A 12,887-nucleotide genomic window follows, 5' to 3' on the forward strand; every position below is an offset into this window, starting at 1 on the left:
AATGTAACCGGGCGCTGTTATGAACTGCACCCGGTTAAACGGATCAGGCGGTCGGCAGTGCGGTTTGGTACAGATTTTCCCACATGCCATACACCAATACCTGGTCCGGCGGCGACAGCTCACCGGCAGCAATGGCTTTATGCAGGCTGTTTTCCACCTGCGCTTTCAGCGCTTCGGCGGTGTGATCACCCTGTTCTTCCACTTCGGCAACCGCCAGCGTCAGATGACCGCGCAGGTAGCCACCGGCAAACAGTTCATCATCGCTGGCGTGCTCTACCATGTCATCAATCAGCGCCAAAATGCGCGCTTCGAATTCTGCGATCATCAAATTTCCTCATTAAATAACAAACTGACGGTCAGTTGAGGTCTTCCGGATAGGGGAAAAGCTCCGCCGTCAGCGGTGGCGTATTGTAAAACGATTGTAACGCCTGAATAAAGCGCGCAGGTCTTGTGGGTATTCCCTGTTCCAACAGTAACAGTACCCGCTCGCGTACTTTACGCTGGAAGGCAATGCGGTCTGGTTCGCAGTCTCCGTTCAGGTTGTCGCAGCTGACATTGAACGGGAAACCGGCCGCCACGCAGAACATCCACTCCAGCGACTGCGGTTTAATTTCTACCGCTTCGAATTCGCTTTGCGTCTGGGCGTCGCGCCCGTCCGGGCAGTACCAGTAACCGAAGTCGACCAGTTTGCGGCGCTGTTCACCGGCAATGCACCAGTGAGAAATCTCATGCATGCCGCTGGCGTAGTAACCGTGAGCAAAGACAATGCGGTGGTACGGCAGTTGGTCGTCGGCCGGCAAATAAATCGGCTCATCGTCGCCCTTGACCAGCCGGGTGTTGTAATCATCACTGAAGCACTGATTGAAGATATCAATCAGCTGTTCATATTGATGGGTAGCCTGTGTGTCTGACATAAACAAATCCAATAACCACAAAAATAAAGCGGTAATTATTTCACTTTAGCGCTCGCTTGGCATGCTAAATATGCAATGCCAGCCACTGCTGAATTTCCGTACCGTGATTGTCGTACAACAGCTTGCAGCTCATCACCAGCGAAACGATGACGATCATCGGGCGGATCAGCTTCTGCCCACGGGTCATCACCATATGCGCCCCGAGGCGCGCCCCCAGCACCTGCCCAACCAGCATCACCAGACCGATACTCCACACCACCTTGCCGCCGATGATAAACAACACCAGGCTGCCAAAGTTGGAAGTGAAGTTTAGCACCTTGGCGTGGGCGGTGGATTTGGCCAGGTTAAAGCCACACAGCGTCACATAGGCCAGCGCGTAGAAGGAGCCGGCGCCAGGGCCAAAGAAGCCGTCATAAAAACCCACGCAGCCCCCGGCCACCAGCCCGAACGGCAAGGCGCCCAAACGGCGTTGCCGATCATTTTCGCCCAGACGCGGGGTCAGCAGGAAGTACAGGCCGATGCCGATCACCAGTAACGGCAGCATCTGCCGCAGCAGATCGGCGCGCATGTGCTGCACCAGGATCGCCCCGGCGACAGAGCCGATCAGCGCCAACAGAATGGTCAGTTTTTGATCATTGAGATCAACGGCTCGTCGGCGGATGAAGTACAGGCTGGCGGATAAGGAACCGCCCACCGACTGCAGTTTGTTGGTCGCCAGCGCCTGCGCGGGAGACACCCCCACCGCCAGCAGCGCCGGCACGGTCAACAGGCCACCCCCACCGGCGATGGAGTCGATAAAGCCCGCCAGCAATGCCACCACAAACAAAACCCCGAGCATCTCGGGGCCAACGACGAACCAATCCATTTATTATTCCGCAGCGAAATGGTTATTCAGCAATGCCTGACAGGTAGGCGGTAATGGCGGCGGTACCGGTTTACCCGGCTTGGCACTCGGCTGATGCGGGACGAACCAACTTGCCAGTTCGGCACCGCAGCCGTCACCCGGCGGTGGGGTATCCTGTTCTTTACACTCCAGGCTACCGGACGGACAACGCAGGCGCACATGCATGTGCGCGCGATGCCCAAACCATGGCCGCACCTTGTGCAACCAGTCACGATCGGCACCGGCATCCAGGCACAAGCGCTGCTTGATCGCCGGATTGACGAAGATGCGCGTCACTTCCTGATCCTGCGCCGCCGCTTTGATCAAGGTTTCAATTTGCGGCTGCCACTGGCGCGCAACCACCTGCTTGCCGTCGCTGGAAACCAAATCGATCGGCTGCGGCTTCAGCAGTTGCTGCGCACTCCAGCGTTGGCGCGGCAACTGTAACCAGATGTCGACATCCAGCCCGGACTGATGGCTGGCATGACCGCTGCTGAAGCGCCCGCCAGCCGGCATCGCCATATCGCCGATCAGTACCGTACCGAGGTTTTTTTGATTCGCCTTGCTGCTCAGACGCTGGATAAACGCCAGCAGATCCGGGTGACCGAAGTAGCGGCGTTGATCGGGACGCATCACCTGATAATCCGGCGAGTTCAGCGGCAGCGGCTGGGCGCCGATAATACAACCATTGGCAAAACCGCCCACCGCCTGCGGCGAACCGGCCACCGGGTGATCGATTTTCTGCCACGGCGTCAAAGCCATGGCAGAGCCCGAAGCCATCAGGGCAAGGATGCCCAACATCCAGTTTTTCATGGTGATTACCAGCGTGGAACGTTAGAAACCACATCACCGTTCTGCGCACGTTGGCGCAACAGGTGATCCATCAGCACAATCGCCATCATTGCTTCGGCGATCGGTACCGCACGGATGCCGACGCAAGGGTCGTGGCGGCCACGGGTGACCATTTCCACCGCTTCGCCCTGGCGGTTGATGGTTCTGCCCGGCACCATGATGCTGGAAGTCGGTTTCAGCGCCAGATGCGCAATCACCGCCTGACCGCTGCTGATACCGCCGAGAATGCCGCCCGCATGGTTGCTCTGGAAACCTTCCGGGGTGATTTCGTCGCGGTTTTCACTGCCGCGCTTGGTCACAACGCTAAAGCCATCGCCAATTTCCACCCCTTTTACTGCATTGATGCTCATCAGCGCATGCGCCAAATCCGCGTCAAGACGGTCAAACACCGGTTCGCCAAGGCCGACCGGCACGTTTTCTGCCACTACGCTGACCTTGGCGCCAATGGAGTCGCCCTCTTTCTTCAACGCGCGCATCAGTTCGTCCAGGGCTTCCAGCTTGTCTGGGTCAGGACAGAAGAACGGGTTTTGTTCGACCTGCTCCCAGTCTTTCAGCTCGCAGACCACGTCGCCGATCTGCGCCAGGTAGCCACGCACCTGTACGCCAAATTTCTGTTGCAGGTATTTCTTGGCAATCGCCCCCGCCGCAACGCGCATGGCGGTTTCACGCGCCGAAGAACGGCCACCGCCACGGTAGTCGCGCACGCCGTATTTTTGTTCGTAGGTGTAGTCTGCATGTCCCGGACGGAACACGTCTTTAATGGCACCGTAGTCCTGCGAGCGCTGGTCGGTGTTTTCGATGATCAGCCCGATACTGGTACCGGTGGTCACGCCTTCAAACACGCCGGAAAGAATACGGACCTGATCCGGCTCACGGCGTTGGGTGGTATAACGAGAGGTGCCCGGACGACGGCGGTCCAGATCGTGCTGCAAATCAGCTTCGGTAAGCGGAATGCCCGGCGGCACACCGTCTACGATACATCCCAGCGCCACACCGTGAGATTCACCAAATGTGGTGACGCGGAAAATCTGCCCAATACTGTTTCCTGCCATCGCGGATCCTTACCCTTAATTATTATCTTTGTTGGGCCCGCGAGGACAGGCCCGGAGAATGCTTAGCTGCGGTAGAGGCTGAAATGCTCTTTGCAATCTACCAGTTGCTGTTTGGTCAGCATGAACACCCCGTCACCGCCGTTTTCGAACTCCAGCCAGCTGAACGGAATATCCGGATACTGTTCCATCAGATGTACCATGCTGTTACCCACTTCACAAATCAGCACGCCATCGTCGCTCAGGTAATCCGGCGCGCAGGCCAGAATGCGACGCACCAGCTTCAGACCGTCGCTACCCGCCGCCAGACCCAGTTCAGGTTCAAAGCGGAACTCTTCCGGCAGGTCGGACATGTCTTCTGCATCGACGTACGGCGGGTTGGTGACAATCAGATCGTACTGGATAGCCGGAAGATCGCGGAACAGATCGGAACGGATCGGCGTCACCTGCTGTTCAACACCCAGCGCCTGAATATTGCGCTCGGTCACCGCCAGCACGTCGGCGGAGATGTCTACTGCGTCCACTTCCGCTTCCGGGAAAGCGTAGCCGCAGGCAATGGCGATACAGCCGCTGCCGGTACACATGTCGAGAATGTGGCTTGGCGGATGAGGGATTAGAGCGCTGAAACGATCGTTGATCAATTCGCCAATCGGGGAACGCGGTACCAGCACGCGCTCATCGACATAAAACTCCAGGTCGCAGAACCAGGCTTTGTTGGTCAGGTAGGCGACCGGGATGCGCTCGTTGACGCGGCGGATCACGCGTTCAACAATGCGGTGGCGCTCGCTGGAGGTCAAGCGTGCGGTGTGCATGTCCTCTGGAATATCCAGCGGCAGGAACAGGCTTGGCAGCACCAATTGCACCGCTTCGTCCCACGGATTATCGGTTCCGTGACCATAGTAGATACCAGCGGCGTTAAAACGGCTTACCGTCCAGCGCAGCATATCCTGAATGGTGTGCAGTTCGTTCACTGCTTCCTCGACGAAAATTTTGTCCAATTTGCCCTCCGGCAGGCACTGTGATTCATGATTTAGCCGCATAGTTTGCCATGAAGCCCGCGACAAATCACGCTAACCCCTTGCGCTTTTCATTTTGGCGCGAATTTTGCGTCGACAGATACCCGCGACACGGTAAACTACCGCGATAAATGATTTCCGGTGAATGAAAAATGAAGAACAAGCACCCTCTGAGCAAAGATGAATTGCAGCTCTTCAGAGAGTCGGTAGTAGACGCAAAAAAGCTGCGTCAGGACACCATTGTCCACCGTAAACCCAAGCCAAAAACCAAACAGATTGCCCCGCAGCGCCTGCTGCAGGAACAGGTGGACGCTAGTTATTATTTCTCAGATGAATACCAACCGCAGTTGGAAGAGGAAGGCCCGACGCGCTATGTGCGCCCCGGTTACAGTGCTTTTGAGCTGAAAAAACTGCGCCGCGGTGACTATTCGCCGGAGCTGTTTCTCGATTTGCACGGCCTGACCCAAATGCAGGCCAAGCAGGAGCTGGGCGCATTGATCGCCGCCTGCCGACGCGAACACGTACACTGCGCCTGTGTGATGCACGGCCACGGCAAGCATATCCTGAAACAGCAAACCCCGCTGTGGCTGGCGCAGCATCCCGACGTGCTGGTGTTCCATCAGGCCCCCAAGGAATGGGGCGGTACTGCGGCCATCTTGCTGCTGGTCGAACTGGCCGAGTAAACCGCAGAAATGACAAAAGGGCGATATTGAACATCGCCCTTTTGTTTGGAACCGGCCTGCGGCCCCTACACTTTAGCCATCACCTGCGACGGGCTGACCTGCCATTCAAACTTACCGCAGCTGCCGTCTGCCGCCAAATCAACATTGGCGATTGCCGAGGTGGCAAACATCGGCGGACATTCACCCGGGCAAAGCTCAGCCACCAGGTAACCGACCAGCGGCAAGTGGGAGACGATCAGCACCGAGGTGATCCCCTGCTGCGCCAGCGCCTGCAAATAACTGCCCACCAGGCTGGCATCCCCGCCCGGCGTCAGCTCAGGCAGCACTTCTTCGCTCGCCGGCAAGGTCAAGGCTTCACGCACCGTGGCCAGCGTCTGCTCGGCCCGCAGATAAGGGCTGACCAGCACTCGTTCAATATCCACAGACTTGGTATTTAACCAGGCCGCCATCTGACGTGACTCATCACGGCCACAAACAGTAAGAGGTCTTACCGAATCGCTGGCCGCATCGAGTGCCGCCTCTCCGTGACGCATAATCAAAACTTGCATATTGCACCGCTGTTGTTGACAAAATAACGCTATACAGAAACGCCGAGCGTGCTGTATCGCCGAGTTTTACAACCCCAAAGCAAAAGCTTTGAAACGATAACGCGCCGTCTCTTTATGGCGGCCGGGCATTTTGCCTGAAAGTTCACGTAAAGAAAACGCTGTTTTTTACATCAACGGCGTCTCGATACGAATTCAATGCTCACATAACAACCAATTCAACAGGTTAAATTTTAACCTTCTCAACATGAATTTTATTGATGGCGGCCAGTTTTGCACCACCATCAGACTACGTTACCTCGTCCCTATCCCCCTGTACAGAGGGTGGGATTGCCGGTAGTGCAAGGAGTGATAACGATCACAAAGCCCCTTGATCCTACTCTAGTACAAATCACGTCAGCGCGCTGCTCAAGACCCCTGCGGATAGAAGCGCTCGCCCTGCTGGGCCATGCGCTGCAGACGTTCACAGGGCGCAAAATATTCCCCGTGCTGGCGCTGCAGGTGCTCGAGTGTTTTAACGACCTTATCGGCGCCAAGCTGATCCATATAGCGGAATGGCCCGCCAAGGAACGGTGGGAAGCCAATACCGAACACGGCACCGATGTCACCGTCGCGTGCACTGCGGATCACACCTTCATCCAGACAGCGCGCCGCTTCGTTCAGCATCATCATCACGCAGCGCTGGGCGATAACCGCCTGCTGCAAATGCGACTTCGGTGTAATGCCAAGCAGAACATACACCGAGGTATCGGCACGTTTGTGCCGCTGACGTTGCTGGCCTTCGCTCGGATACAGATAGAAGCCACGGCCGTTTTTGCGTCCTTTACGTCCGTCTTTGAGCACCGCATCGAAAGCCGCCGGGGCAGCAAAGCGCGGGCCTAATTGTTCAACCAGCACCGGGATGATCTTGGTGCCAACGTCAATGCCCACTTCATCAAGCAGGGTTATCGGCCCTACCGGGAAGCCGAAATCGACCAGTGCCTTGTCCAGCGCTTCAATCGGCTCACCTTCAAGCAGACAACGCGCCGCTTCATTTATATAAGGAGCCAAAATGCGGTTAACGTAGAAACCGGCGCTGTCGGAGACCACTATCGCCGTCTTGCCCTGCTTGTGCGCCAACGCCACGGTGGTGGCAATGGTTTCTTCGCTGGTAGCGGCATGGGGGATCACCTCGACCAACGGCATTTTATCTACCGGGCTGAAATAATGCAGGCCAATCACCTGCTCCGGCCGCTGCGCCATGGCGGCAATCTGGCCAATCGGCAGCGATGAGGTATTGGAGGCAAAAATGGTGTGCGGGGCCGCGTGTTGCTCGATCTCGGCCACCATCTGCTGCTTGAGCGATAAATCTTCAAACACCGCCTCAATCACCACGTCCACCTGATCAAAACCGGTGTAATCGGTCGAGCCGGAGATCAGCATCATCTGTTTTTGTCGCTCTGCCGGGCGCATGCGTTTACTGCGAACCCGTTTGCTGAGCACGTCCCAGCTGTATTTTAACGCGTGGTTAATGCCCGTTTCGTTAACGTCTTTAATTCGCAACGGCAAGCCGCCGCGCGTAGCGGTCACGCAGGCAATCCCACCGCCCATCAAGCCACCACCGAGGATACCGATACGATGCAATGCATGAGGCTGCGCATTGCCACCACGTTCTTTCTTCAACGCGGTAGAGGCAAAGAACAGGCTGCGTAACGCCGCCGACTGTGGCGTCATCGCCAGCTCGCCGAAGGCCTTGGCCTCGGCTTCATAACCGCTGGCGCTACCCTGATCCAGACCGGTACGCACCACCTGAATAATGCGCTCCGCCGCCGGATAGTTGCCATGCGTTTTTGCCAACGTTTTCTTGCGTACAATGCTGAACAGCAGGCTTTTACCCAGCGGGCCGTTGAGCAAACGCTCCTGCCACGGCAATTCACGTCGGCTCTGCCAACCTTGTTTGACTCGTTCGATGGCGGTCTGCAGCAGGATAGACTGTGGCACCGCGTCGTCCACCAGCCCCATACGCTGCGCCTGACGCGCTCGAATGTGTTTGCCGGTCAGGATCATGTCCAGCGCCTTGCTGGCACCAATCAACCGCGGCAAGCGCTGGGTACCACCGGAGCCCGGCAACAACCCCAACTGAACTTCAGGCAGGCCGAGAGCGGTTTTGTCATCCAGCGAACAGACGCGGCCGTGGCAGGCCAAAGCCAGCTCCAACCCGCCGCCCAGACAGGCGCCGTGAATGGCCGCTACGACCGGAACCTGAAACGCGGCAATCTGCGCCAGGGTACTTTGGCCTTTTTTCGCCAGCGTTTCGGCTTCTTTGGCAGTGCTACAGGCGGCAATCATGGTGATATCCGCACCGGCAATGAATGAGTCCGGCTTGCCGGAAATGATCACCAGGCCTTCCAGCGCTGGATGCTGCTGCGCGCGGATCAGGACGTCGTTGACCTGTTCGACAAATTCGGCCTTCAGCGTATTCACCTTCTCGCCTGGGACATCAATGGTGATCACGCCAATGTTGTCCGGACGTATCGTCAGCTGAAAGGCTGAAGCTTTGGCTCGTTGTTCGTGCAATGCGTTTTCAAAGCTCATCATTCCACCTCTACGATCATTGCGGCCCCTAACCCCCCGGCTGCGCAGGCGGTGGTCAATCCCAGCCCGCCACCACGGCGTTTCAGCTCGTGCAGCGTTTGGGTGATCATGCGCGCGCCGGTAGCGGCAAACGGGTGGCCGTAGGCGATCGAGCCGCCCAATACGTTGAATTTATCCATATCCACTTCGCCAATCGCCCGGCTGCGACCCAATTTTTGCTGGGCAAACTCGTCACTGGCAAACATCTTCAGGTTGGCCAGGGTTTGCGCGGCGAAAGCTTCATGCATGTCGATAAGCGTCAGGTCAGCCAGACCGATGCCCGCGCGATCCAACGCCAGCGGCGTGGCATAAGACGGCCCGAGCAGCATATCTTCCCACACGTCGATGGCGGAGAAGGCAAAGCTGCGCAGGTAGCCCAATGGCTGCAACCCCAACTCTTTCGCCCGCGATTCACTCATCATCAGTACCGCCGCCGCACCGTCGGTCAGCGGTGTGCTGTTGGCTGCGGTAACAGTGCCATGCTTGCGGTCAAATGCCGGTTTCAGCTTCGCGTAAGAGGCCAGGCTGGAGTCTTTGCGGACGTTGTTGTCTTCGCTAATTTGTGTGCGGTATGGCGGCACGTAGGCGGTCATCACCTCATCGTGCAGCAACCCCTGTTCCCAGGCTCTGGCCGCTAACTGATGCGAACGGTGCGCCAACGCATCCTGATCTTCACGGGTGATGCCGTGGCTTTTCGCCATTTGTTCGGCGGTATCGCCCATTCGCAGCCCCGTAGAGTATTCCGCCACCGCCGGAGGAACTGGCATCAGGTCACGGAATTTCAGTCGGCTGAACAATTTAAGGCGCTGTGACAGGGTACGGGCCTTGTTAACGTCCACCAGGGTGCGCGCCAGCGCTTTGCTGACGCCAATAGGCAATACGGAAGAAGAGTCTGCGCCGCCGGCAATACCGATACTGATGCTGCCGGCCATGATGCTTTCCGCCACGTTGGCAATCGCCTGAAAGCTGGTGGCGCAGGCACGTGACACGCTGTAGGCATCGGTATGCACGCTCATGCCGGTACCGAGCACGATTTCACGCGCAATATTCGGCGCTTCAGGCATTTGCACTACCTGGCCGAACACCAGTTGCTCGATCAACGCCGGATCGATGCCACTGCGGGCCAACAGTTCACTCACCGCCGTTTTACCCAAATCCACCGCCGGAATACCGTGATAAGCGGTCGCCTGTTTGGCAAAGGGGGTGCGCAGTCCATTTACAATAGCAATACGGTCACCGTGACGGGTCACCAACGGCAATGCCTTACTCATAAACGCTCCTGAAGAAAATAACGTCAGCGCAACGGTCAAAAGAGGTCTGACCTGATGGGGTCATTGTTAACCAAATGTTTACATTTGGCAAACCGGCAGAAGTGAAAACTGAGAGCAGGAGCAACTTTCCAGGAGGGATTATGAGGCAGATGACGGTGCGGGTAAGCCCCGCACCCTTTTAAAGCAGCAATTAACGCAGGCCGAGCTGGAAAATAAAGGTTTCTGCCTGGCAGGCAAAGGTGAAATCAGCCACCAGTTCTACACCACCGTCAACCGGTTTAATGCTACTGCTGATGTCGCAAGGGTCGGATTCCACGCCTCTGGCCTTTTCAGTCAATGTGGCCAGCATTTTCTCTGCATCCTGCTGATTGGCAAACACCTGGCTGTAGGAGGCGGTGCAATCGGTATTGTCCATCACGGTGCCAACATCAACACAACAACAGGCGGCAGTTTCCTGGGCGCTACATTTATTAAGTGAATTTGACATGGTTAATTCTCCTCAGGGACCGCCATTACGCGCATCCAAATTGCCATTTAAACACTGGCGCAAAGATACAAGCTTCTGCGTCTATTTTACTCTGCGATGAAACCGATCACTAGCACTTACTTTTTATGGGTGTTTTAAGTGATGGAAATCACAAATGAAAATCGTCGTCTGCTAAGGAATGGTAAGAATTTTGTTATATACCACTGGTTTTTTGTTAGCCAGATCTCTCTTTTGATATCAATTTGGAAATATTTCAAAAACAATGTTGCAACATTCTCACAGGTCGGACCTATAATTCAGCCACTGGTCTGATTTGTCTGAATGAGATCGGACCCTACAATCGCGCGCTTCCTTGTTACGATATGTAACATGTTTAAATAATAAACACATAAAATGAGGTTTTGGTCATGAGCCAGAAAAACCTATTTACTAAATCAGCTCTCGCAGCTGCAGTGGCAATTATTTCTTCAAACGTGTCTGCCGCCGGATTCCAGCTGAATGAGTTCTCATCAGCTGGTTTGGGACGTTCGTATTCTGGCGAAGGTGCCATGGCAGACACTGCGGCTTCTGCCAGCCGCAACCCGGCCCTGTTGATGATGTATACCCGCCCGGAGCTGTCGATCGGTGCGGTATTTATCGATCCGGGCGTGGACATCACTGGTAAGTCACCTTCTGGCGCCAGTCTGGACTCCAAGAACATCGCCCCTACCGCCTGGGTGCCAAACCTGCACTATGTGCATCCGATTAACGATCAGTTCGCCGTGGGTGGCTCTGTCACCAGTAACTACGGCCTGGCTACCGAATTCAACGATGGTTACACCGCGGGTGCTTACGGTGGTAAAACCGACCTGACTACCGTGAACCTGAACCTGAGCGGTGCTTATCGCCTCAATCAACATTTCAGCTTCGGTCTGGGCTTTGATGCGGTTTATGCCAAAGCCAAACTTGAGCGTTATGCGGGTGAAAGCGGCGCCGCTCTCGGTATGCCGGCTGACACTCAAATCTCTCATTTGAAGGGCGATGAATGGGGTTACGGCTGGAATGCCGGTATTTTGTATGAAGTGGACGAAAACAACCGCTACGGCTTAACTTACCGTTCAGAGGTGAAAGTTGACTTCGACGGTGACTACAAAAGCAGCATTCCATCCCGTCTGAACCCGTTGCAGGGAAGAACAGGTCTGCCATGGGGTACTGATGGCAACACCATTCCTGGCTCTCTGACCCTGAACCTGCCGGAAATGTGGGAAATCTCAGGCTACAACAAGGTGGCACCACAGTGGGCTATCCACTACAGCATGGCCTACACCAGTTGGAGCCAGTTCCAGGAGCTGAAGGCCACCGGTAACAACGGCCAGACGCTGTTTGAGAAGCATGAAGGCTTCAAAGACGCTTACCGTATCGCACTGGGTACCACTTACTTCTACGACGACAACTGGACCTTCCGCACCGGTATCGCTTTCGATGACAGCCCGGTACCAGCACAGAACCGTTCTATCTCGATCCCGGATCAGGACCGCTTCTGGCTGAGCGCCGGTACCAGCTATGCGTTCAACAAAGACGCCTCGGTTGACGTCGGTATTTCTTACATGCACGGCCAGAAAGTCACCATCAAAGAAGGTCCATATACCTTCGAGTCAGAAGGCAAGGCCTGGCTGTACGGCGCCAACTTCAACTACCGCTTCTAATCCTTTCGATAATGAAGCCAAAGCGCCCCCAGGGGCGCTTTTTTATTGCCCAATATTTGTGCCGGGCGAAAAAAAACCCGCCAGCCGACGGGTTTGTTATCTTCGCTAACCGAGGTTATTGCGAGTCTATCTCGTCCAGATCGCCCTGAATTGCCTGAGCGTTCGGGTTGATTTCCGGCTTCAGGGAACCGCCGTTCGCCAGGAAATCGTTGCGCTGGAAGTAGGCCTCACGCACCATCAGGTACGGATCGGAAGAGTTGTGCAGCAGGCCGTCGGAATCGAGCAGCTCGGCACGGGTTTCAATCCCCTCAACCACCCATTTACCCGCCGACATCCAGAAGGTCAGGTAGCTCAGCACCGGATAGAGGCTATCCGCCCAGTCACCGCCCTCTTCACGCAGGGTAAAGCTGCCATAGCCCGGCAACATCACATAAGGACCATAGCCGACACCGTAGTGTCCCAGAGTGCTGCCGAAACGGTTCGGCTCTTCGCGTGCAAGTTTCGGGTTAGCCATGCCGGCCACGTCGATCAGGCCGCCCATCCCCAACAGGGTGTTGAGGAAGAAACGGTTAAAGTGAATCATCCCCTTGTACGGATCACCTTTCAGGAAGGAGTTGACCATGCTGGCCGGCTCTTCCAGGTTGGAGGTGAAGTTGCTGATGCCATTACGCGCCGGCATCGGCAGATAGTCACGCCAGGCCACGGCCACCGGGCGCAGGACATACGGATCCAGGACGTTATAGTTAAAGTTGAACATCGTCCGGTTGAATCCTTCCAGAGGATCGGATCGCCCTTGTGGTTCATCTTGTGGCGTGCTGGCACAGCCCACCAATAACACCGTTGTGAAAGCCAGCCCAGTCAGGCGAAAGTTCATATTCTTCTCCATGAA

13 protein-coding genes are annotated in these 12,887 nt (G+C 56.1%); 2 read left to right on the forward strand and 11 right to left on the reverse strand.

Features of this window, described 5'->3' with window-relative positions; all coding sequences use genetic code 11:
* Positions 1-43: 43 nt before the first annotated feature.
* The 6 genes from FCL49_RS12940 to prmB form a co-directional block, all read right to left on the reverse strand.
* Positions 44-325 carry a YfcL family protein gene (locus tag FCL49_RS12940; protein WP_135317402.1) on the reverse strand — a complete coding sequence of 94 codons (282 nt, stop codon included), beginning with the start codon at positions 323-325 and terminating at the stop codon, positions 44-46.
* 31 nt (positions 326-356) lie between these two features.
* Positions 357-914, reverse strand: a complete 558-nt coding sequence (locus FCL49_RS12945; RefSeq protein ID WP_012146084.1) for an elongation factor P hydroxylase — start codon at positions 912-914, stop codon at positions 357-359.
* Between the two features lie 64 nt (positions 915-978).
* Entirely contained in the window at positions 979-1,779 is an 801-nt protein-coding gene (locus tag FCL49_RS12950) for a sulfite exporter TauE/SafE family protein (protein ID WP_174353902.1), read from the reverse strand.
* 3 nt (positions 1,780-1,782) lie between these two features.
* Positions 1,783-2,610 carry a penicillin-insensitive murein endopeptidase gene (mepA, locus tag FCL49_RS12955; RefSeq protein ID WP_174353903.1) on the reverse strand — a complete coding sequence of 276 codons (828 nt, stop codon included), beginning with the start codon at positions 2,608-2,610 and terminating at the stop codon, positions 1,783-1,785.
* A 5-nt stretch (positions 2,611-2,615) separates the two neighbouring features.
* On the reverse strand, positions 2,616-3,701 hold the full coding sequence (gene aroC, locus FCL49_RS12960; protein WP_012146087.1) for a chorismate synthase: 1,086 nt from the start codon (positions 3,699-3,701) through the stop codon (positions 2,616-2,618).
* 62 nt (positions 3,702-3,763) lie between these two features.
* A complete protein-coding gene (gene prmB, locus FCL49_RS12965) occupies positions 3,764-4,696 on the reverse strand; it encodes a 50S ribosomal protein L3 N(5)-glutamine methyltransferase (RefSeq protein ID WP_174353904.1) in 933 nt (310 codons plus the stop codon).
* Between the two features lie 170 nt (positions 4,697-4,866).
* On the opposite strand from prmB, the gene smrB reads away from it, so the two are divergent.
* Positions 4,867-5,397 carry an endonuclease SmrB gene (gene smrB, locus FCL49_RS12970; RefSeq protein ID WP_099065657.1) on the forward strand — a complete coding sequence of 177 codons (531 nt, stop codon included), beginning with the start codon at positions 4,867-4,869 and terminating at the stop codon, positions 5,395-5,397.
* A 65-nt stretch (positions 5,398-5,462) separates the two neighbouring features.
* Here smrB and sixA read toward each other — a convergent pair whose 3' ends face one another.
* The 4 genes from sixA to FCL49_RS12990 form a co-directional block, all read right to left on the reverse strand.
* Positions 5,463-5,945, reverse strand: coding sequence for a phosphohistidine phosphatase SixA (sixA, locus tag FCL49_RS12975; protein WP_174353905.1), 483 nt, complete (start codon positions 5,943-5,945; stop codon positions 5,463-5,465).
* A gap of 405 nt (positions 5,946-6,350) precedes the next feature.
* Positions 6,351-8,516, reverse strand: a complete 2,166-nt coding sequence (gene fadJ / locus FCL49_RS12980) for a fatty acid oxidation complex subunit alpha FadJ (protein ID WP_174354001.1) — start codon at positions 8,514-8,516, stop codon at positions 6,351-6,353.
* Complete coding sequence (fadI, locus tag FCL49_RS12985; protein ID WP_174353906.1) at positions 8,516-9,826, reverse strand: acetyl-CoA C-acyltransferase FadI; 1,311 nt, start codon at positions 9,824-9,826, stop codon at positions 8,516-8,518. The genes fadJ and fadI overlap by 1 nt, the downstream gene beginning before the upstream one ends.
* 190 nt (positions 9,827-10,016) lie before the next feature.
* Positions 10,017-10,313, reverse strand: coding sequence for a YfcZ/YiiS family protein (locus FCL49_RS12990; protein ID WP_174353907.1), 297 nt, complete (start codon positions 10,311-10,313; stop codon positions 10,017-10,019).
* Between the two features lie 407 nt (positions 10,314-10,720).
* On the opposite strand from FCL49_RS12990, the gene fadL reads away from it, so the two are divergent.
* Positions 10,721-11,998 (forward strand): long-chain fatty acid transporter FadL, encoded by a 1,278-nt coding sequence (gene fadL, locus FCL49_RS12995; RefSeq protein WP_174353908.1) that lies wholly within the window; start codon positions 10,721-10,723, stop codon positions 11,996-11,998.
* Positions 11,999-12,113: 115 nt separating this feature from the next.
* On the opposite strand, the gene mlaA is transcribed toward fadL, so the two are convergent.
* Entirely contained in the window at positions 12,114-12,872 is a 759-nt protein-coding gene (gene mlaA / locus FCL49_RS13000; protein ID WP_174353909.1) for a phospholipid-binding lipoprotein MlaA, read from the reverse strand.
* Between the last annotated feature and the right edge of the window lie 15 nt (positions 12,873-12,887).

The sequence above is a fragment of the Serratia proteamaculans genome, assembly GCF_013337185.1.
Taxonomy (GTDB): Bacteria; Pseudomonadota; Gammaproteobacteria; order Enterobacterales; family Enterobacteriaceae; genus Serratia; species Serratia proteamaculans_D.